The following is a 21401-nucleotide window of genomic DNA, read 5'->3' as shown; positions in this document are numbered from 1 at the left end:
AAAATCCCGCTCCATTCCCTCTCTCTGACCGTAGGCGGTTGTTGTCCTACACGAAGCTGACTAACATGTCAGAAAATTCATCCTATGATTGGATGAAAGGGCGAATCCTATGTCAGACATTTCTCCATTAATTAAACGATCCCTGGTCGATCAGGCCCTGGACCAGTTACGCCTGCGCATCAATCAAGGCGTCTGGACGGTCGGCCAGCGCTTGCCCACCGAGCCGGAACTGGCAACTGAGCTGGGCATCAGCCGCAATACCGTGCGTGAAGCCATGCGCGTGTTGGCGTTTTCCGGGTTGATCGAGATTCGTCAGGGCGACGGCAGCTATCTGCGGGCGGTGGTCGATCCGCTGGATACCCTGAAAGCGCTGTCCCGTTGCTCTCAGGAACAGGCGAGAGAAACCCGGCACATTCTGGAAGTCGAAGCCATCGGCCTCGCGGCGTTACGCCGCACCGAGGAAGACCTGGTGGCATTGCGCGAGGCGCTAGGCGTCAGCGGCAGTCACTACCACGGCGATCTCGATACCTACATTGCCTGCGATCTGGTGTTTCACCGTCGACTGGTGGATGCGGCACACAACCCGACCCTCAGCGAGTTGTATCGCTACTTTTCCAGCATCGTCGGCGCGCACTTGCGCCAGACCCTGAACATCTCACCCCGACGCCAATCGGTGTTCGACCTTCATGTCGAACTGCTCGAGGCCGTCGAGCAACGCGACCCGGAACGGGCCAAAGCCCTGTCGAGGCAGTTGATCAATGAACCTTGAAACCGAGAACCCCATGTCCACCCGGCAGGCCAGCAACAGCAGCATCACTAAGTTCAAGCGTACGGCGGAGCTCGAAGAGCTGTTGATCGACGCCGAGGCCGATGACGAACAGGTTCAGCAAACTCATCCGGTCCTGCGGCGGCCGTGGCTGTTGTTGCTTGGCCTGATTCTGGTGGCGCTGAACCTGCGTCCGGCGTTGTCGAGCATGGCGCCGATGCTCAGCGAAATCTCGAAGGCGTTGGGGCTATCGGCTGCCCAAGCCGGGTTGCTGACGACCTTGCCAGTACTTTGCCTCGGTCTGTTCGCGCCATTGGCGCCGGTGCTGGCGCGACGTTTTGGGGCCGAGCGTGTGGTGTTGGGGATTCTTCTGATGCTGGCCGGCGGGATCATTTTGCGCAGTTCGTTCGGCGAAGTCGGCCTGTTCGCCGGCAGTGTGCTGGCCGGCGCCAGCATCGGGGTGATTGGCGTGCTGCTGCCCGGCATTGTCAAACGCGACTTCCCGAAACAGGCCGGCACAATGACCGGTGTCTACACCATGGCCCTGTGCCTGGGCGCGGCCATGGCGGCTGGCGCGACCGTGCCGTTGAGCGAACATTTCGACAAAAGCTGGGCCTTGGGCCTCGGCTTCTGGGTGGTTCCAGCGTTGGTTGCGGCGGTTTTCTGGCTGCCGCAAGTCGGTCAGAAGCACGGCGCGCATCATGTTGCCTATCGGGTGCGAGGCCTGCTGCGTGATCCGCTGGCCTGGCAAGTGACCTTGTACATGGGCCTGCAATCGTCTTTGGCCTACATCGTGTTTGGCTGGCTACCGTCGATTTTGATCGGCCGTGGTCTGACACCAACCCAGGCCGGTCTGGTGTTGTCGGGTTCGGTGATTGTCCAGTTGATCAGCTCGCTGGCAGCGCCTTGGCTGGCGACGCGTGGCAAGGATCAGCGGCTGGCAATCGTGATCGTCATGGCAATGACCCTCGGCGGTTTGTTCGGTTGCCTTTATGCACCGATCGATGGCCTGTGGGGTTGGGCAATCCTGCTGGGGTTGGGGCAGGGCGCTACGTTCAGCCTGGCATTGACCCTGATCGTGCTGCGCTCGCGGGATGCTCATGTCGCGGCCAATCTGTCGAGCATGGCCCAAGGCTTCGGTTACACCCTGGCGTCTATGGGGCCATTCGCGGTCGGCGTGGTGCATGACTGGACCGGCGGCTGGAGCGCCCTGGGCTGGATCTTCGGCGTCATCGGCCTCGGCGCGATCATCGCCGGCCTCGGTGCCGGGCGTGCTCTGTACGTCCAGGTCACAAGCGAAAAGATCTGAAAACGGTGATTCTAAATGTGGGAGCGAGCCTGCTCGCGATTGCATCCTGACATCCAACATTGGTGTCGACTGACACTCCGTCATCGCGAGCAGGCCCGCTCCCACAGGATTTGTGTCTGGCTTTGGCTTACTGTCGGTATTCGGAACACGAATGCCGATAGTGTTTCGCCCGTTTGCAGATTATTGTGCTGGCAATCTGTCCATTCCTTGGAGTTTGCCCATGAGTGAAGCCCACAGCGCTCTGATCACCCGGTTCTACCAAGCCTTCCAACGGCTGGACGCCGAGGCCATGAGTGCCTGCTACACCGACGACGTGGTGTTCAGTGATCCGGCGTTCGGCGAACTGCGCGGGCGCGATGCCGGCGACATGTGGCGCATGCTCACCACCCGGGCCAAGGACTTCTCCCTGACCTTCGATAACGTGCGCAGCGATGAAGGCACGGGCGGTGCCCATTGGGTGGCGACCTACCTGTTCAGCCAGACCGGTAATACCGTGGTCAACGACATCCAGGCGCGTTTCGTGTTTCGTGACGGCAAGATCTGCGAGCATCACGACAGCTTTGATCTGTGGCGCTGGTCGCGTCAGGCGTTGGGTTTCAAAGGGCTGTTGTTGGGCTGGACGCCGGTGGTGAGCAACGCCGTTCGTGCCCAGGCCTTGAAGGGGCTGAAGGCATTTCAGGCCAGTCGCTGATAAGATCGCGGCTTGTTTCCTACAAGCCTTGATCGTCACGTGAACACCTCGAGCGAATCTTCCGTCATTGCCGCCGAACCGCCGCTGCCCGTCAGCAAACCCTGGTTCGTCTACCTCGTTCGCGCGGCCAATGGTTCGCTCTACTGCGGGGTCAGCGACGATCCCGTCCGCCGTTTCGCCACCCATCAAAGTGGCAAAGGCGCGCGCTTCTTCCTATCGAGCCCGGCCGTGGCACTGGTCTACACCGAAATCTGCCGCGACAAAAGCGAAGCACTGCGGCAGGAACGATTGATCAAAAAACTCAAGAAAAGCGCCAAGGAATGTCTGGTGGCGAGCGCGGCTGCGGGTCTATCAATCTGACTGATAAGCGCCCATCAGGCAGATGGGTAGGCCGCTCGCGGATTGCGCGCTAAGCTGCGAGCTCCTTATCCGAGCGGCGGAGCCGAGCATGTCCGAGTTGATTCTTCATCACTACCCGACGTCCCCTTTCGCCGAAAAGGCCCGCTTGCTGCTGGGCTTCAAGGGGCTGTCCTGGCGCTCGGTGAGCATCTCGCCAGTGATGCCTAAACCCGACCTGACGGCGCTGACCGGCGGCTATCGCAAGACGCCGGTGTTGCAGATTGGTGCTGATGTCTATTGCGACACCGCGTTGATGGCTCGTCGTCTGGAGCAGGAAAAAGCCTTGCCGGCGTTCTTCCCGGAAGGTCAGGAAATGATCACCGCGACCTTCGGGGCGTGGGCCGATTCTGTGGTGTTCCAGCATGCGGTCAGTCTGGTGTTCCAGCCGGCGTCGGTGGCGGTGCGCTTTGGCAAGTTGTCGCCGGAAGCGATCAAGGCCTTCCTGGCCGATCGCGCCGGTCTGTTCAGCGGTGGCAGCGCCACACGGTTGTCCGCCGAGCAGGCCCGGCATCAGTGGCCAACGATCATGGCGCGTCTGGAGCAACAGCTTCAGCGCGAACAGGGCGACTTCCTGTTTGGCGAGCCGTCGATTGCCGACTTTGCCTTGGCCCACTCACTGTGGTTCCTCAAAGCGACGCACGTGACGTCACCGTTGGTGGATGCTTATCCGGCTGTTTTGGCGTGGTTTGGTCGGGTGATGGGCTTTGGTCATGGCGCGTTCAGCGAGATGACTTCTGGGGAAGCGCTTGAGGTCGCGCGCAACGCCACGCCGGCCGCGTTGCCGGATGAGCAGTTTGAAGAGCCAAACGGGTTTGAGGTTGGCCAGCAGGTGGTGATCGCCGCGACTGATTACGGCGTTGATCCGGTGGCGGGTGAATTGTTGTTTGCGGGTAGCGAAGAATTGATTGTGCGTCGCGAAGACGAGCGGGCCGGCGTGGTGCATGTGCACTTTCCGCGGTTCGGGTTTCGCATCGAAGCGCAGTAGGTGCTAACCACTCATTTTCTGGTCATGCACTAACCTGTGGGAGCTGGCTTGCCTGCGATGAGGTCAGCCCAGCAATATTGATGTTGCCTGACACTCCGCTATCGCAGGCAAGCCAGCTCCCACAAGGGACGGCGTCGGTCTGAAGAGTTATTCCAGCGCCGCAAGAACCTTGTCCGGGTCATACCCGCGTATCAACGTCCCGTTCACATCGATCAGCGGAATCCCGCGTCCGCCCAGCGCCTCATAGGCTTTACGCGCCTGGGCATCTTTCTCGATATCGAACTCTTTGTACGGAATGCCTTTCTGCTCGAGAAAGCGCCGGGTCAGCTTGCAGTAGCCGCACCAATCGGTGGCGTAGAGCACGACGTTGGCCTTGACCTGGGTCTGCTCGGACACCACCTGCGAGGGATGAAACACCCGCTCGATCTTGCCCCAGTTCTGGTAAACCACGACCACCAGCAAGATCAGCAGGCATTTCTTCAATACGCCGCCGAGCATCAGTTGCGTCGCTTGAGCTGGTCGGTCAATTGGGTTGGCAGGCCTTTGATAATCAGCGTGCCGGCCTCTTCGTCGTATTCGATCTTCGAGCCCAGTAGGTGCGCTTCGAAGCTGATGGACAAGCCCTCGGCGCGGCCGGTGAAACGGCGGAACTGGTTCAGGGTGCGCTTATCCGCAGGGATCTCAGGCGACAGGCCGTAGTCCTTGTTGCGGATGTGATCGTAGAAAGCTTTCGGGCGTTCTTCATCGATCAGCTCGGACAGTTCTTCCAGGCCCATCGGTTCGCCGAGTTTGGCCTGGCTACTGGCGTAATCCACCAGGGTCTTGGTCTTCTCGCGTGCGGATTCTTCCGGCAGGTCTTCGCTTTCGACGAAGTCACTGAAAGCCTTGAGCAGGGTGCGGGTTTCGCCGGGGCCATCGACGCCTTCCTGGCAGCCGATGAAGTCGCGGAAGTACTCCGAAACCTTCTTGCCATTCTTGCCTTTGATGAACGAGATGTACTGCTTGGACTGCTTGTTGTTCTGCCACTCGGAGATGTTGATCCGCGCTGCCAGGTGCAACTGGCCAAGGTCCAGATGTCGCGAAGGAGTCACGTCCAGCTGATCGGTCACTGCCACGCCTTCGCTGTGGTGCAGCAGGGCGATGGCGAGGTAATCGGTCATGCCCTGCTGGTAATGAGCAAACAGCACGTGGCCGCCCACAGAGAGGTTCGACTCTTCCATCAGCTTTTGCAGATGCTCCACCGCCACACGGCTGAAGGCTGTGAAGTCCTTACCGCCGTCGAGGTATTCCTTCAGCCAGCCGCTGAACGGATGCGCTCCGGACTCGGCATGGAACAAACCCCAGGCCTTGCCTTGTTTGGCGTTGTAGCTCTCGTTGAGGTCGGCAAGCATGTACTCGATGGCGCTGGACTCGGCCAGTTCGGAATCGCGGGCATGAAGAACTGCGGGTGTGCCGTCGGGTTTTTTGTCGATCAGGTGGACGATGCAATGACGGATCGGCATGGGCTTCTCGGCTGGTTGAAGAGAGGAGGGCGTGCTCCCCCGAAAAAGCGTCCAGTGTACCGCAACCACTGGTTTTGGCATGGTGCCAAGGGCAATTTGCAGCCGTCCGCCGGCCCTTATGCAGTTTTTTGCCGATTTAGAGCAATAAAGCTGACCAAATGGGTAGCTAGAGGCGGATATTTCCCCGTCTCTGTGCTAGTTTTGCCCGGTCTTACGCGAAGTCACTGCGTTAAGCGTGCATTCAGCATTTGTCAGGTCGAACCAAACCCTGATTTCGGTATCTATAACCCCGACTCGTCGTGGTTATGGCCGAGGGTGCCAGATCCAGAAGATCGGGCTCGATGGCTGACACTGCACTCTGCAATCCATATGAATTTGATAGGGAAGGAACATTACATGGCTCTTACTAAAGACCAACTGATCGCCGACATCGCTGAAGCTATCGACGCGCCAAAAACCACCGCGCGTAACGCTCTGGACCAACTGGGCCAAATCGTTGCTGATCAGCTGGAAAACGGCGGCGAAATCACCCTGCCAGGTATCGGCAAGCTGAAAGTGACTGAGCGTCCTGCCCGTACCGGCCGCAACCCTTCGACTGGCGCTGCCATCGAAATCGCTGCCAAGAAAGTTATCAAGCTGGTTGTGGCCAAAGGCCTGACCGACGCTGTTAACAAGTAAGACTTGTTAAAAAAAACCGTGCTCCGGAGCAATCCGGGCACGGTTTTTTTGTGCCATAAATTCTTCAAACACCGCAGATCCTTGTGGGAGCGGGCTTGCCCGCGATGGCGGCGTGTCAGTCGCCTTCTTTGACGCCTGACACACTGCTTTCGCGGGCAAGCCCGCTTCCACAGTTGATCTACATCGGTCAGCTAATCAGCTCTTGCGAACCCAACGTTCGCGCCAGACCTGCTGCTCGCTTTTAGTCTGGAAGGTCCAGGCGACGAAGCGGCTTTGCTTCTGCCCTTGAGACATTTCCACGACCTGGCTTTCCAGTACACCGGCCTTCTTCAGCGCCGTCTGGATTGCAGGCAGGTTTGAGGCTTTCGACACCAGGGTGCTGAACCAAAGCACTTTGTGTTGAAAATGCGCGCTCTCGGCGATCAGTTGCGTCACAAACCGTGCTTCGCCACCTTCACACCACAGTTCGGCCGATTGACCGCCAAAATTCAGCACCGGCAGTTTACGTTTTGGGTCGGCGCGGCCCAATGCGCGCCATTTACGCTCGCTGCCCTTGGTGGCCTCATCCATCGAGGCGTGGAACGGCGGGTTGCACATGGTCAGGTCGAAGCGTTCGCCGGGCTCGAGCAGGCCCAGCAGAATGTGCTTGGGATTGCTTTGCTGGCGCAACTGAATGGCCTTGTTCAGCCCGTTGGACTGCACGATGGCTTTGGCTGCGGCCACGGCCGTCGGGTCGATTTCCGAGCCGAGGAAGTGCCAGCGGTAATCGCTGTAGCCGATCAACGGATAGACGCAGTTGGCGCCCATGCCGATATCGAGCACCTTGACCGGCGCACCGCGAGGAATCTCGCCGTCGTTGACGCTGGCCAGCAGGTCAGCGAGGAAGTGCACATAGTCAGCGCGCCCCGGCACCGGTGGGCACAGGTAATCGGCCGGGATGTCCCAATGGGCGATGCCGTAGAACGACTTGAGCAGCGCCCGGTTGAACACCCGAACCGCGTCCGGGCTGGCGAAGTCGATGCTTTCCTTGCCGTACGGATTGATGATCACGAACTTCGCCAGTTCCGGCGTGGTTTTGATCAGCGCCGGGAAGTCATAACGACCCTGGTGGCGGTTGCGCGGATGCAGACTGGCCTTCTCACGGGGCTCCACGGCTTTGGCCGGGGTCGTGGAATCAGGCTTTTTGCGCGCAGGTCTTGGTGTGCGGGGGGCGTTCATGGGCGTTGTCGATTCGGGTATGGCTAAAAGTGGCGGGTATTGTCCCACATCCAGCCGTTGTGAACCCAATTGTAAAGTTCGCCGCTGTTCCCTGTGGGAGCGGGCTTGCCCGCGATGAGGACATCACATCCATCATTGATATGGCTGCAAGGACGCCATCGCGGGCAAGCCCGCTCCCACAGGGATTTTTGGTGTCTGGAGGGAAGGGGCGAGCATGAAAAAGGGAGGCCATCTGGCCTCCCTTTTTCATTGCGACTTGCCGTTACAGGCTGGCAATCCGCGCATGCTGCTCGGCCAACTTGCTCAAAGCCTGTTCAGCTTCAGCCAGTTTGGCGCGTTCTTTCTCGATGACTTCGGCCGGGGCCTTGTCAACGAAACCGGCGTTAGACAGCTTGCCGCCGACGCGCTGAACCTCGCCCTGCAGACGCAGGATTTCTTTGTCCAGACGAGCCAGTTCGGCGTCCTTGTCGATCAGGCCGGCCATCGGCACCAGCACTTCCATCTCGCCGACCAGTGCGGTGGCGGACAGCGGTGCTTCTTCGCCGGCCTTCAGAACGGTGATCGACTCCAGACGCGCCAGCTTCTTCAGCAGCGCTTCGTTTTCGGTGAGGCGACGCTGATCTTCGGCACTGACGTTTTTCAGGAACAGGTTCAGCGGCTTGCCTGGACCGATGTTCATTTCGCCACGGATGTTACGCGTGCCGAGCATCAGGCCCTTGAGCCATTCGATGTCGTCTTCGGCGCCCTGGTCGATGCGTGCTTCATTGGCCACCGGCCAAGGTTGCAGCATGATTGTCTTGCCTTCGATACCGGCCAGCGGCGCGACGCGCTGCCAGATTTCTTCGGTGATGAACGGCATGAACGGGTGCGCCAGGCGCAGTGCGACTTCCAGCACTCGAACCAGTGTGCGACGGGTGCCGCGCTGACGTTCGACCGGTGCATTTTCGTCCCACAGCACAGGCTTGGACAGTTCCAGGTACCAGTCGCAATACTGGTTCCAGATGAACTCGTACAAGGCTTGTGCGGCCAGGTCGAAGCGGAACTGATCGAGCTGACGAGTCACTTCGGTTTCGGTGCGTTGCAGCTGCGAAATGATCCAGCGATCTGCCAGGGACAGCTCGTAGGCTTCGCCGTTCTGGCCGCAGTCTTCGCCTTTGTCCAGCACATAGCGCGCAGCGTTCCAGATCTTGTTGCAGAAGTTGCGATAGCCTTCGACGCGGCCCATGTCGAACTTGATGTCGCGACCGGTCGATGCCAGCGAGCAGAACGTGAAGCGCAGGGCGTCGGTGCCATAGCTGGCGATGCCGTCGGCGAACTCGTCGCGGGTCTGCTTCTCGATCTTCTTCGCCAGTTTCGGCTGCATCATGCCGGAGGTGCGTTTCTGCACCAGCTCTTCCAGCTCGATACCATCGATGATGTCCAGCGGGTCCAGGACGTTGCCCTTGGACTTGGACATCTTCTGGCCTTGGCCATCACGTACCAGACCGTGCACGTAAACGGTCTTGAACGGAACCTGTGGCGTGCCGTCTTCGTTTTTCACCAAGTGCATGGTGAGCATGATCATCCGGGCAACCCAGAAGAAAATGATGTCGAAACCGGTCACCAGCACATCGGTGGAGTGGAATTTCTTCAGGAATTCGGTCTGCTCCGGCCAGCCGAGCGTGGAGAAAGTCCACAGGCCCGAACTGAACCAGGTATCCAGAACGTCGTTGTCCTGTTGCAGCGCAACGTCCGGGCCAAGGTTGTTCTTGGCACGCACTTCGGCTTCGTCGCGACCGACATAGACCTTGCCCGACTCGTCGTACCAGGCCGGAATCCGGTGACCCCACCACAGCTGACGGCTGATGCACCAATCCTGGATATCGCGCATCCACGAGAAATACATGTTTTCGTATTGCTTGGGCACGAACTGAATGCGGCCGTCTTCAACCGCAGCGATGGCCGGCTCGGCCAATGGCTTGGTGGAGACGTACCACTGGTCGGTCAGCCACGGCTCGATGATGGTGCCGGAACGGTCGCCTTTCGGAACTTTCAGGGCGTGATCGTCGACGCTGACCAGCAGGCCGGCGGCTTCGAATGCAGCAACGATCTGTTTGCGCGCTTCGAAACGATCCAGGCCGGCGTATTCGGCCGGGATCTTGCCGTCGATGCTTTCGTTCAGCGTGCCGTCGAGGTTGAACACTTGGCAGGCCGGCAATACGGCCGCGTTCTTGTCGAAGATGTTCAGCAGCGGCAGGTTGTGGCGCTTGCCGACTTCGTAGTCGTTGAAATCGTGGGCCGGGGTGATTTTCACGCAACCGGTGCCGAATTCAGGATCGCAGTAATCGTCGGCGATGATCGGGATGCGGCGGCCAACCAGTGGCAGCTCGACAAATTTGCCGATCAGGGCTTTGTAGCGTTCATCGTTCGGGTTAACGGCCACGGCGGAGTCGCCGAGCATGGTTTCCGGGCGAGTGGTCGCGACGATCAGGTAGTCATTGCCTTCCGCGGTTTTCATTCCGTCGGCCAGCGGGTATTTGAGGTTCCACAGGAAACCTTTCTCGTCGTGGTTTTCCACTTCGAGGTCGGAAATCGCTGTGTGCAGCTTGGTGTCCCAGTTGACCAGGCGCTTGCCGCGATAGATCAGGCCGTCTTCGTGCAGGCGCACGAACGCTTCTTTCACGGATTCCGAGAGACCATCATCCATGGTGAAGCGCTCACGGCTCCAGTCTACGGACGAGCCGAGGCGACGGATCTGACGGCTGATGTTGCCGCCGGACTCATCTTTCCATTCCCAGATTTTCTCGAGAAATTTCTCGCGACCCAGGTCGTGGCGGCTCTGGCCTTTGGCTTCGAGTTGACGCTCCACCAGCATTTGCGTGGCGATACCGGCATGGTCGGTGCCCGGCTGCCACAGGGTGTTGCGACCCTGCATGCGGCGGAAACGGATCAGGGCGTCCATGATCGCGTTGTTGAAGCCGTGACCCATGTGCAGGCTGCCGGTGACGTTCGGCGGCGGGATCATGATGGTGTAGGACTCGCCCGCGCCTTGCGGGGCGAAGTAATTCTCAGACTCCCAGGTGTTGTACCAGGAAGTTTCAATGGCGTGCGGCTGGTAGGTCTTATCCATGCGCGGCGGGACCCTATTGGCATTTATTCAGGAAAAGCCGGCAAGTATAGCGGGGCGTGGGGCGTAGGGCGAGCAGGTGCGGACAGGGCGCAGATCAAAGTGTGGAATGGACCTGTGGCGAGGGAGCTTGCTCCCGCTGGGGCGCGAAGCGGCCCCGACATCAGCAAGTCAGGTGTGTCAGGTACTCCGCGTGTTCAGGCTTTGCGGCTGCTTCGCAACCGAGCGGGAGCAAGCTCCCTCGCCACAGAAGCCCGCTCGACTCAGTGTTATTCGTACTGGCTCAACAACCGTTCCATCCGCGCATCAAGCCGACGCTTGATCTCGGTTTCAATATGCGGAGCGAAGTCGTCGATCACGTCTTGCATGATCAATAGCGCGGCGGCGCGCAGTTCGCTGTCCAGGTGCAGCAGGGCGTCGGGGCCTTTGCTGGCGGCAGGCGACGGTTGCGCGGCTGGGGCGGGTGGCGGTGTTGTTTCGACCGGTTGCGGCGCATTGCCAACCGTGTCGAACAGCATGGGGATCTGTTCCTGATCACCTTCAATGACCGTGTCGGTCAGCAAGGGCGGTTGCAGGTTGTCATCGCCGAGCAGTTGGCGGATCGACTCGAGGTCATCCAGCAGATGCGCGGAATTTTGCTGCGGTTTTGAAGTGTCCATCGGAATGCTCAGAGTCGCTGTAAACGGTGATCTTGCAGAGGATAGCCCTGTTCGCGGTAGAAACGGAAACTCTCCCGCGCAGCCGAACGAATCGTCGGATCTTCCACCACCACTTCCGCCACGCGGGCGAACTGTTTGGCAAATACCGGGACTTTCAGGTCGAGATTGACCAGCAGATCCTGATGCTGACCGCAGTCATCGCCAAGACCCAGGACAATCAAACCCTCCGGCTCGCTTTCGGCGGGACCGTGGGGCACGAAGCTTTCGCCCTTGAAGGCCCACAAACGCGCATCGAGATCATCACGCTGGGCGGCATCGCTGCAGTGCAGGTAAATGCGGTGGCCCATGCGCCAGGCTTTTTCGGTGAGCTTGCAGGCGAAATCCAGCCGTGCCGAAGGATCGGCGCTGGGCAGGATATAGAAGTCGACTTTGGTCATTGCGGTTCCTGAGCCTTGAGCGGCGTCACCCGAAAGCAACGCCGCCCCAGGTCATCGGTTTCAGGCTTTGGCGCGGTCCAGCAGGTATTGGGTCAGCAGGGGAACCGGACGGCCAGTGGCGCCCTTGTCCTTGCCGCCGCTGGTCCAGGCCGTGCCGGCGATGTCCAGGTGCGCCCAGTTCAGGTTCTTGGTGAAGCGCGACAGGAAGCAGGCGGCGGTGATGGCGCCGGCTTTCGGGCCGCCAATGTTGGCGATGTCGGCGAACGGGCTGTCCAGCTGCTCTTGATATTCATCGAACAGCGGCAGTTGCCAGGCGCGGTCGTCGGCGGATTGGCCGGCGCTCAGCAGTTGGCCGATCAGCTCGTCGTTGTTGCCCAGCAGGCCCGAGGTGTGAGAACCCAGTGCGACGACACAAGCGCCGGTCAGGGTGGCGATGTCGATCACCGCTTGCGGTTTGAAGCGTTCGGAGTAGGTCAGGGCATCGCACAGCACCAAACGGCCTTCGGCGTCGGTGTTGAGGATTTCCACGGTCTGGCCGCTCATGGTGGTGACGATGTCGCCCGGACGCGAAGCATTGCCGCTCGGCATGTTCTCGGCGCAGGCCAGGATGCACACCAGGTTGATCGGCAGTTTCAGCTCAAGCACGGCACGCAGGGTACCGAACACGCTGGCGGCGCCGCCCATGTCGTACTTCATTTCATCCATGCCGGCGCCCGGCTTGAGGCTGATGCCGCCGGTGTCGAAGGTGATGCCTTTGCCGACCAGTGCGTACGGCTTCTCGGATTTCTTGCCGCCGTTGTATTGCATGACGATCAAGCGCGGCGGCTGGGCGCTGCCCTGGCCGACGGCGTAGAACGAGCCCATGCCCAGGTCCTTGATCTTCTTCTCATCAAGGACTTCGACTTTCAGGCTCTTGAATTCTTTGCCCAGGTTCTTGGCTTGTTCGCCCAGGAACGTCGGGTGGCAGATGTTTGGCGGCAGGTTGCCCAGGTTACGGGTGAAGGCCATGCCATTGGCGATCGCGGTAGCGTGGGCCACGGCGCGTTCGATTTCGGCCTGTGCTGCCTTGATGGTCACCAGGGTGATTTTCTTCAGGGAGAGCGGGTCGGCTTTCTGGCTCTTGAACTGGTCGAAAGTGTACTCGCCATCCACCAGGGTTTCGGCCAACAGGCGGGTCTTGCCATAGCTGTCGCGGCCTTTGACCACGACTTCGTCCAGGGCCAGAACGGCATCGCTGCCGCCCAGGCCTTTAAGGGTGTTGAGGATGCCGGCGATGATTTTGCGGAACGGGCGATCGCCCAGCTCTTCATCCTTGCCCACGCCTACCAGCAACACGCGCTCGGCCTTGAGGTTAGGCAGGCTGTGCAGCAACAGGCTCTGGCCGACTTTTCCGGCCAGGTCGCCGCGCTTGAGAACGGCACTGATGGTGCCACCGCTCAGTTCGTCAAGTTGTTTGGCTACGGCGCCGAGTTTGCGGCCTTCGCCGACGGCGACCACCAGCGTGGCGGTCTTCAACGTTTCCGGGCTAACGCTTTTTACAACCAGTTCCATGTCTGGGTCCCTGAATTAATGGTCAAAGTGCGCGACGCGCAGAGGCTTGCTTAATAAGAAAGACGCCGGTGCAGTGCCAGCGACAAAGGCCGCAGTTTGAACCTCGCTACCGGCGCCTGACAACCCTCGGTCATGTGAACTTCGGTGGTTCAGGTGTCTGCTTGAGCGTGCGCAGTGACAGGCGCACCCAATCACAGGATAATGCGCCATCTTTTTCGGCGGCTCTGCCCTGCGGGCCGACCGATACGTTTGTTTGTTTGGCCGCTTAGCCTGACAACCCTGGAGTGTCTGGTTTGATTGTCTTCCGTTATCTATCCCGCGAAGTCCTGTTGACCTTGAGCGCCGTCAGCGCCGTGCTGCTGGTCATCATCATGAGCGGACGCTTTATCAAGTACCTCGCCCAGGCGGCCTCTGGCCTTCTGGATCCGGGGTCGCTGTTCCTGATCATGGGTTTCCGTCTGCCGGGTTTTCTGCAGTTGATCCTGCCTTTGGGGCTGTTTCTCGGGATTTTGCTGGCCTACGGTCGCCTATATCTTGAAAGTGAAATGACCGTGTTGTCTGCCACTGGCATGAGTCAGCAGCGTCTGTTCGCCATGACCCTTTTTCCGGCCACCCTGGTTGCGCTGGTGGTGGCATGGCTGAGCCTGAGCCTGGCGCCGCAAGGGGCCAATCAGTTCCAGTTGCTGCTGAACAAACAGGACGCACTGACTGAATTCGATACCCTTGAGCCCGGCCGCTTCCAGGCCTTGCGCGACGGTACTCGGGTGACCTACACCGAACAACTGTCGGATGACCGCATCAATCTGGGCGGCGTGTTCATTTCGCAGAAAAATATAAACTCCGACAAAAAGGATCGCGGAATTTCCGTACTGGTGGCCGAGAAGGGGCGTCAGGAAATTCGCCCCGACGGCAACCGTTATCTGATCCTCGACAACGGCTACCGTTACGACGGTAATCCGGGTCAGGCCGACTACCGCGCCATCAAATACGACGAGTACGGCGTATTGCTGCCCAAGCCGGACGTCAGCGACGAAGTCACCGACCGTGACGCGATGACCACCCGCTCCTTGCTGGGCAGTGATGACATCCGCTCGCGCACCGAACTGCAATGGCGTCTGTCTCTGCCGTTGCTGGTCTTCATCGTGACCCTGATGGCGGTGCCGCTGTCGCGGGTCAACCCGCGCCAGGGCCGTTTCCTCAAGTTGCTGCCGGCGATTCTTCTTTATATGGCTTACCTGACCATCCTGATTGCCGCTCGCGGCGCCCTCGAAAAGGGCAAGATTGCGCCGGCATTGGGCTTGTGGTGGGTGCATGCGATCTTCCTGTCCATCGGTCTGGGCTTGCTGTACTGGGAGCCGCTGCGCTTGAAAATGGCGAGTCGCCGCAGTGCGCTGGAGGTGGCCCGTGGATAAGCTCGATCGCTACATCGGTAGCAGCGTGTTCGTCGCGATCCTGGCAGTGCTGGGGATCATCCTCGGCCTGGCAACGCTGTTTGCCTTCATCGATGAAATGAGTGAGGTCAGCGATACCTATACGCTGATGGATGTCCTGAGCTACGTGCTGCTGACCGCTCCACGCCGTCTGTACGACATGTTGCCGATGGCGGCGCTGATCGGTTGCCTGATCGGCCTCGGCAGTCTGGCCAGCCACAGCGAACTGACCATCATGCGCGCTGCGGGCGTATCGCTCGGGCGGATCGTCTGGGCCGTCATGAAGCCGATGCTGCTTCTGATGGCGGTGGGGCTGGTGATTGGCGAATACGTCGCGCCGGCCACGGAAGTCACCGCTCAGGCCAATCGCTCGCTGGCCCAGGGCAGTGGCGACGCGCAAAGCGCCAAGCACGGTCTGTGGCACCGTCAGGGTGACGAGTTCATTCACGTCAACTCCGTGCAACCCAATGGTCTGCTGTATGGCGTGACCCGTTATCGCTTCGACGATCAACGCCACATGCTGTCTTCGAGCTTCGCCAAGCGCGCGGAATTCGACACGGATCACTGGCAGCTGAGCGACGTCACGACCACGTTGTTCCATGAAAAGAACACCGAAGTGGTGACAACTCCGGTGGAGCGTTGGGAAGTAGCCTTGAGCCCGCAACTGCTGAGCACTGTGGTGATGGCGCCTGAATCTCTCTCGATCACCGGTCTGTGGAGTTACATCCACTACCTGGCTGACCAGGGCCTGAGCAACGGTCGTTACTGGCTGGCGTTTTGGGTCAAGGTGTTGCAGCCACTGGTGACCGCTGCATTGGTGTTGATGGCGATTTCCTTCATCTTCGGCCCGCTGCGTTCGGTGACCCTCGGTCAGCGGGTCTTTACCGGTGTGCTGGTGGGCTTCACCTTCCGCATCGTCCAGGATTTGCTGGGGCCTTCGAGCCTGGTATTCGGTTTCTCGCCGCTGTTTGCGGTGCTGGTACCGGCCGGTGTCTGTGCCCTGGCCGGGGTCTGGTTGTTGCGCCGGGCCGGTTGATCGGGGGTTATTCCCGACATTGCTTGTCACTCAAAACGCCCCTGTCGCAAGACCGGGGCGTTTTTGTACGCGCCGTCTGACCTGCGAACGTGACGCTTGCGCCGTGGATCAGGTACAATTCCCGGCTATTTTTCGGCGGGCTATGCCTGCAGCCTTTTTGAGTGTTGATCCGTGAGTGATTTGAGTCATATCCGCAATTTCTCCATCATCGCCCACATTGACCATGGCAAGTCGACGCTGGCCGATCGCTTCATCCAGATGTGCGGCGGCCTTGCCGAGCGCGAAATGGAAGCCCAGGTACTGGACTCCATGGACCTGGAGCGTGAACGCGGGATCACCATCAAGGCCCACAGCGTCACCCTTTATTACACCGCCCGCGATGGCATCAAGTACCAGCTGAACTTCATTGACACCCCCGGCCACGTTGACTTTACCTACGAAGTCAGCCGGTCGCTGGCGGCCTGTGAAGGTGCATTGCTGGTGGTCGATGCCGGTCAGGGCGTTGAGGCGCAGTCGGTTGCCAACTGCTACACGGCGATCGAGCAGGGCCTGGAAGTCATGCCAGTCCTGAACAAGATCGACCTGCCACAGGCCGATCCGGACCGCGTCAAAGAAGAAATCGAAAAAATCATCGGCATCGATGCCACCGATGCGGTCGAGTGCTCTGCCAAGACCGGCCTGGGCGTCGACGAAGTCCTCGAGCGCCTGGTTCACACCATCCCTGCGCCGACCGGCAACTACGAAGATCCGCTGCAAGCGTTGATCATCGATTCCTGGTTCGACAATTACCTGGGCGTTGTTTCCCTGGTTCGCGTGCGCCACGGTCGTGTGAAGAAGGGCGACAAGATCCTCGTCAAGTCCACCGGCAAGATCCACCTGGTGGACAGCGTCGGTGTCTTCAACCCGAAACACACCGCCACCGTTGACCTGAAGGCCGGCGAAGTGGGCTTCATCATTGCCGGTATCAAGGACATTCACGGTGCACCGGTCGGTGACACCCTGACCTTGAGCTCCACGCCAGACGTTGACGTGCTGCCAGGCTTCAAACGCATTCAGCCGCAGGTGTACGCCGGTCTGTTCCCGGTCAGCTCCGACGACTTCGAAGATTTCCGTGAAGCGCTGCAAAAGCTCACCCTCAACGACTCGTCCCTGCAGTACACCCCGGAAAGCTCCGACGCGCTGGGCTTCGGCTTCCGTTGCGGGTTCCTCGGCATGCTGCACATGGAAATCATCCAGGAGCGCCTGGAGCGCGAGTACGACCTGGACCTGATCACCACGGCGCCGACGGTGATTTTCGAGCTGTTGCTGAAAACCGGCGAAACGATTTACGTCGATAACCCGTCGAAGCTCCCGGACCTGTCGTCGATCGAAGACATGCGTGAACCGATCGTGCGGGCCAATATCCTTGTGCCGCAAGAGCACCTGGGTAACGTCATTACCCTGTGTATCGAAAAGCGTGGCGTGCAGCACGACATGCTGTTCCTCGGTACCCAGGTACAAGTGACCTACGATTTGCCGATGAACGAAGTGGTCCTCGACTTCTTCGACCGTCTGAAATCCACCAGCCGCGGCTATGCTTCGCTGGATTACCATTTCGACCGTTATCAATCAGCTAATCTGGTGAAACTGGATGTGCTGATTAACGGTGACAAGGTCGACGCCCTGGCGCTGATCGTGCACCGCGACAATGCGCACTACAAAGGTCGCCAGTTGACCGAGAAGATGAAAGAACTGATTCCGCGCCAGATGTTCGACGTCGCGATCCAGGCCGCCATCGGCGGGCAGATCATTGCGCGAACCTCCGTCAAGGCACTCAGAAAGAACGTATTGGCCAAATGCTACGGCGGTGACGTTAGCCGTAAGCGCAAGCTGTTGGAAAAGCAAAAGGCCGGTAAAAAACGCATGAAGCAGGTCGGTAACGTGGAGATTCCACAAGAAGCCTTCCTTGCAGTGCTCAGGTTGGATAGTTAGGTCCTATGTCACTAAATTTCCCGCTGTTGCTGGTCATCGCCGTGTTCGTCTGCGGCCTGTTGGCGTTGCTCGATCTGCTGTTCCTGGCGCCACGGCGCCGGGCTGCCATTAACTCTTACCAGGGTAGCGTCAGCCAGGCTGACATGGTGGTGGTCGAGAAACTGAACAAAGAGCCGCTGCTGGTCGAATACGGCAAGTCGTTCTTCCCGGTGTTGTTCATCGTGCTGGTGCTGCGTTCGTTCCTGGTGGAACCGTTCCAGATTCCTTCCGGCTCGATGAAACCGACCCTGGACGTCGGCGACTTCATTCTGGTGAACAAGTTTTCTTACGGGATCCGCCTGCCGGTACTCGACAAGAAAGTCATCGAAGTCGGTGATCCGCAGCGCGGCGATGTGATGGTGTTCCGCTACCCGAGCGACCCGAACGTCAATTACATCAAGCGTGTGGTGGGCCTGCCGGGTGACCAGATTCGCTACACCGCGGACAAGCGTCTGTTCGTCAATGGTGAGTCGATCGCCGAACAACTGGTCGGCTCCGAGCCGGGCACGTTGGGCAGCGCCGAGCTCTACAAGGAAAAACTCGGTGTCGCCGAGCACCTGATCCGCAAGGAAATGAGTCGTTACCGCGCAACGCCGGACCATTCGTGGACCGTGCCTGCCGGGCACTACTTCATGATGGGCGACAACCGCGACAACTCGAACGACAGTCGCTACTGGGATGATCCGAGCATTCCCAAGGATCTGCTGGGCATGGTTCCCGACAAGAATATCGTCGGCAAGGCCTTCGCAGTCTGGATGAGCTGGCCGGAACCCAAACTCAGTCACCTGCCGAATTTCTCGCGGGTTGGCCTGATCAAGTAATCACACACGGCGCTGTTGAACACAGCGCCGAATGCATTTCTGGAGTCGGCATAACCGGCCACAGAAGCATGAAAACAACGATATTCAGGACGTTATTTTTGAACACAGCGTTAATTGTCCCAAGCCTGCGCCGTACCACGGCGATGGCGGTGGAATCCAGCCACGAACTCAGCGTGGGTAAACCGTGAGCGTCTCCTTAAGCCGTCTAGAGCGTCAGCTCGGCTACACCTTCAAAGACCAGGAACTGATGGTCCTGGCCCTGACTCACCGCAGCTTTGCCGGGCGCAACAACGAACGCCTGGAGTTCCTCGGTGATGCCATCCTCAACTTCGTCGCTGGCGAGGCGCTGTTCGATCGCTTCCCGTTGGCCCGCGAAGGCCAATTGTCGCGTTTGCGCGCCCGCTTGGTGAAAGGTGAGACCCTGGCCGTACTGGCCCGTGGTTTCGACTTGGGCGAATACCTTCGCCTGGGCTCCGGCGAATTGAAAAGCGGCGGTTTCCGTCGCGAGTCGATTCTGGCCGATGCCCTGGAAGCGTTGATCGGTGCGATCTATCTGGACGCCGGCATGGACATGGCGCGCGAGCGCGTGCTGGCCTGGCTGGCCGGAGAGTTCGAAGGCCTGACGCTGGTCGACACCAACAAAGATCCGAAAACCCGCCTGCAGGAGTTCCTGCAGTCCCGTGGTTGTGAGCTGCCGCGTTACGAAGTGGTGGATATCCAGGGTGAGCCTCATTGCCGGACGTTCTTCGTCGAATGCGAAATCATCTTACTGAATGAAAAAAGCCGAGGTCAGGGTGTGAGTCGTCGTATTGCCGAACAGGTAGCGGCCGCCGCAGCACTGATTGCCCTGGGTGTGGAGAATGGCAATGACTGATACAACCGCAACTCGCTGTGGCTATGTTGCCATCGTCGGCCGTCCCAACGTGGGCAAGTCCACGCTGCTGAACCACATTCTGGGTCAGAAGCTAGCGATCACCTCGCGCAAGCCGCAGACCACCCGTCACAACATGCTCGGCATCAAGACCGAAGGCGCCGTTCAGGCGATCTACGTCGACACCCCGGGCATGCACAAGGGCGGCGAAAAGGCCCTGAACCGTTACATGAACAAGACCGCTTCGGCGGCGTTGAAAGACGTCGACGTGGTGATCTTCGTGGTTGACCGCACCAAGTGGACCGACGAAGACCAGATGGTCCTCGAACGCGTACAGTACGTGACCGGCCCGCTGATCGTGGCGCTGAACAAGACCGACCGCATCGAAGACAAATCCGAGCTGATGCCGCACCTGAGCTGGTTGCAGGAGCAGCTGCCGAACGCGCAGATCATGCCGATCTCGGCCCAGCACGGGCACAACCTGGACGCGCTGGAGCGAGTGATCGCCGAGCACCTGCCGGAAAACGATCACTTCTTCCCGGAAGATCAGATCACTGACCGCAGCAGCCGTTTCCTCGCCGCCGAACTGGTGCGCGAGAAAATCATGCGCCAGTTGGGCGCCGAGCTGCCGTACCAGATCACCGTGGAAATCGAAGAGTTCAAGCAGCAGGGCAAGACCCTGCACATCCATGCCTTGATCCTCGTCGAACGTGACGGCCAGAAGAAAATCATCATTGGTGACAAGGGCGAGCGCATCAAGCGCATCGGCACCGAGGCGCGCAAGGACATGGAGCTGCTGTTCGACTCCAAGATCATGCTCAACCTGTGGGTCAAGGTTAAGGGCGGCTGGTCCGATGACGAGCGCGCGTTGCGTTCGCTGGGTTACGGCGACCTGTAAATCCGGTCTGCGCTGCACCGAAGAACCCTGTGGGAGCGGGCTTGCCCGCGATGAGGATGTAACATTCAGCAGAGATGTTGAATGTAAGTCTGCCATCGCGGGCAAGCCCGCTCCCACATTGGTTTTGGTTGTTTGTAGAACTGCGCTCCTTCATTGAGAACTGCGATTTCCATGTCGACCACCGCGCCAACCGGCCAACCCGCCTACGTCCTCCACTCCCGCGCCTACCGCGAAAGCAGCGCGCTGGTGGATTTCCTTACGCCGCAAGGTCGGCTGCGCGCGGTGTTGCGTAGCGCGCGGGGCAAGGCCGGGACGTTGGCGCGGCCGTTCGTGCCGCTGGAAGTCGAGTTTCGGGGGCGGGGCGAACTGAAAAACGTCGGCCGCATGGAAAGCGCCGGTGTTTCTACCTGGCTCAACGGCGAGGCGCTATTCAGCGGCCTCTACCTCAATGAGCTGTTGATTCGGCTGTTGCCGTCCGAAGATCCGCATCCCGCCGTCTTCGATCACTACGCCGCGACCCTGCTCGCACTTGCCGAAGGCCGCCCGCTGGAGCCTTTGTTGCGATCCTTCGAATGGCGGCTGCTGGATGACTTGGGTTATGGCTTCGCCCTGATCACCGACATCCATGGCGAGCCCATCGCGCTGGATGGTCTCTACCGTCTGCAAGTGGATGCGGGGCTCGAACGTGTCTACCTGCTGCAACCCGGTCTGTTCAACGGCACCGAACTGCTGGCCATGGCCGATGCAGATTGGTCAGCCCCTGGCGCACTGTCCGCGGCCAAGCGTCTGATGCGTCAAGCATTGGCTGTTCATTTGGGCGGTCGTCCACTGGTCAGTCGCGAGCTATTTCGCAAGCCATAGGGTCTGTTGATGCTTGGCAGCGGCCGCGCCGGGCACCCACTTGGCGCAGGGCTGCGTTGCTCGGAACTTATTTGGAACAACCAAACTACGTTCCTCGCGCCTTGCCCTGCACCAAGTGGTCATCCGTCGCGGCCGCTGCCAAACATCAACAGACCCTATCTCCCCGTGTATGC

The 21401-nt window shown here is 59.7% G+C and carries 20 protein-coding genes; 13 read left to right on the top strand and 7 right to left on the bottom strand.

Features of this window, described 5'->3' with window-relative positions; all coding sequences use genetic code 11:
- Window positions 1-109: 109 nt before the first annotated feature.
- The 5 genes from AB3226_RS09410 (at window position 110) to AB3226_RS09390 (ending at window position 4150) form a co-directional block, all read left to right on the top strand.
- Window positions 110-769 carry a FadR/GntR family transcriptional regulator gene (locus AB3226_RS09410; protein ID WP_367372876.1) on the top strand — a complete coding sequence of 220 codons (660 nt, stop codon included), beginning with the start codon at window positions 110-112 and terminating at the stop codon, window positions 767-769.
- Complete coding sequence (locus AB3226_RS09405; RefSeq protein WP_367372875.1) at window positions 759-2075, top strand: CynX/NimT family MFS transporter; 1317 nt, start codon at window positions 759-761, stop codon at window positions 2073-2075. The genes AB3226_RS09410 and AB3226_RS09405 overlap by 11 nt, the downstream gene beginning before the upstream one ends.
- A 220-nt stretch (window positions 2076-2295) precedes the next feature.
- Window positions 2296-2766, top strand: a complete 471-nt coding sequence (locus AB3226_RS09400; protein ID WP_367372874.1) for a nuclear transport factor 2 family protein — start codon at window positions 2296-2298, stop codon at window positions 2764-2766.
- Between the two features lie 39 nt (window positions 2767-2805).
- Window positions 2806-3126 (top strand): GIY-YIG nuclease family protein, encoded by a 321-nt coding sequence (locus tag AB3226_RS09395; protein WP_367372873.1) that lies wholly within the window; start codon window positions 2806-2808, stop codon window positions 3124-3126.
- Between the two features lie 88 nt (window positions 3127-3214).
- Complete coding sequence (locus AB3226_RS09390; protein ID WP_367372872.1) at window positions 3215-4150, top strand: glutathione S-transferase family protein; 936 nt, start codon at window positions 3215-3217, stop codon at window positions 4148-4150.
- Between the two features lie 147 nt (window positions 4151-4297).
- Here AB3226_RS09390 and AB3226_RS09385 read toward each other — a convergent pair whose 3' ends face one another.
- Together AB3226_RS09385 and yejK are read right to left on the bottom strand one after the other, a co-directional pair.
- The gene (locus AB3226_RS09385) at window positions 4298-4648 is read right to left on the bottom strand and encodes a glutaredoxin family protein (protein WP_367372871.1); all 351 of its coding nucleotides are present in this window, start codon (window positions 4646-4648) and stop codon (window positions 4298-4300) included.
- Window positions 4648-5652, bottom strand: a complete 1005-nt coding sequence (gene yejK, locus AB3226_RS09380; RefSeq protein WP_367372870.1) for a nucleoid-associated protein YejK — start codon at window positions 5650-5652, stop codon at window positions 4648-4650. Before yejK ends, AB3226_RS09385 begins: the two co-directional genes overlap by 1 nt.
- Before the next feature lie 396 nt (window positions 5653-6048).
- On the opposite strand from yejK, the gene AB3226_RS09375 reads away from it, so the two are divergent.
- Window positions 6049-6330, top strand: a complete 282-nt coding sequence (locus tag AB3226_RS09375; protein ID WP_007905514.1) for an HU family DNA-binding protein — start codon at window positions 6049-6051, stop codon at window positions 6328-6330.
- Between the two features lie 195 nt (window positions 6331-6525).
- Here the strand turns inward: AB3226_RS09375 and rlmF are convergent, their stop codons facing one another.
- From rlmF to AB3226_RS09350, 5 genes are all read right to left on the bottom strand, one after another.
- Complete coding sequence (gene rlmF / locus AB3226_RS09370; RefSeq protein ID WP_367372869.1) at window positions 6526-7548, bottom strand: 23S rRNA (adenine(1618)-N(6))-methyltransferase RlmF; 1023 nt, start codon at window positions 7546-7548, stop codon at window positions 6526-6528.
- A 262-nt stretch (window positions 7549-7810) separates the two neighbouring features.
- Window positions 7811-10657 (bottom strand): valine--tRNA ligase, encoded by a 2847-nt coding sequence (locus tag AB3226_RS09365; protein ID WP_367372868.1) that lies wholly within the window; start codon window positions 10655-10657, stop codon window positions 7811-7813.
- A gap of 266 nt (window positions 10658-10923) precedes the next feature.
- Window positions 10924-11313 (bottom strand): DNA polymerase III subunit chi, encoded by a 390-nt coding sequence (locus tag AB3226_RS09360; RefSeq protein WP_367372867.1) that lies wholly within the window; start codon window positions 11311-11313, stop codon window positions 10924-10926.
- 8 nt (window positions 11314-11321) lie between these two features.
- Window positions 11322-11750 (bottom strand): DNA polymerase III subunit chi, encoded by a 429-nt coding sequence (locus AB3226_RS09355; RefSeq protein WP_008072051.1) that lies wholly within the window; start codon window positions 11748-11750, stop codon window positions 11322-11324.
- Between the two features lie 60 nt (window positions 11751-11810).
- The gene (locus AB3226_RS09350; protein ID WP_367372866.1) at window positions 11811-13301 is read right to left on the bottom strand and encodes a leucyl aminopeptidase; all 1491 of its coding nucleotides are present in this window, start codon (window positions 13299-13301) and stop codon (window positions 11811-11813) included.
- 293 nt (window positions 13302-13594) lie between these two features.
- Here AB3226_RS09350 and lptF point away from each other — a divergent pair, with 293 nt between their 5' ends.
- From lptF to recO, 7 genes are all read left to right on the top strand, one after another.
- The gene (gene lptF, locus AB3226_RS09345) at window positions 13595-14713 is read left to right on the top strand and encodes an LPS export ABC transporter permease LptF (protein ID WP_367372865.1); all 1119 of its coding nucleotides are present in this window, start codon (window positions 13595-13597) and stop codon (window positions 14711-14713) included.
- Window positions 14706-15767 (top strand): LPS export ABC transporter permease LptG, encoded by a 1062-nt coding sequence (lptG, locus tag AB3226_RS09340; protein ID WP_367372864.1) that lies wholly within the window; start codon window positions 14706-14708, stop codon window positions 15765-15767. Before lptF ends, lptG begins: the two co-directional genes overlap by 8 nt.
- Window positions 15768-15938: 171 nt before the next feature.
- On the top strand, window positions 15939-17738 hold the full coding sequence (lepA, locus tag AB3226_RS09335) for a translation elongation factor 4 (RefSeq protein WP_038981674.1): 1800 nt from the start codon (window positions 15939-15941) through the stop codon (window positions 17736-17738).
- Between the two features lie 5 nt (window positions 17739-17743).
- A complete protein-coding gene (gene lepB / locus AB3226_RS09330) occupies window positions 17744-18598 on the top strand; it encodes a signal peptidase I (RefSeq protein ID WP_367372863.1) in 855 nt (284 codons plus the stop codon).
- 184 nt (window positions 18599-18782) lie between these two features.
- Window positions 18783-19472, top strand: a complete 690-nt coding sequence (gene rnc / locus AB3226_RS09325) for a ribonuclease III (protein ID WP_007905528.1) — start codon at window positions 18783-18785, stop codon at window positions 19470-19472.
- A complete protein-coding gene (era, locus tag AB3226_RS09320; protein WP_367372862.1) occupies window positions 19465-20367 on the top strand; it encodes a GTPase Era in 903 nt (300 codons plus the stop codon). Before rnc ends, era begins: the two co-directional genes overlap by 8 nt.
- A 171-nt stretch (window positions 20368-20538) precedes the next feature.
- Entirely contained in the window at window positions 20539-21228 is a 690-nt protein-coding gene (gene recO, locus AB3226_RS09315) for a DNA repair protein RecO (protein ID WP_367372861.1), read from the top strand.
- The last annotated feature ends 173 nt before the right edge of the window (window positions 21229-21401 follow it).

Origin of the sequence: Pseudomonas lini, assembly GCF_964063345.1 — a bacterium.
GTDB lineage: Bacteria > Pseudomonadota > Gammaproteobacteria > Pseudomonadales > Pseudomonadaceae > Aquipseudomonas > Aquipseudomonas lini_B.
This window is presented reverse-complemented; position numbering and strand designations above follow the sequence as displayed.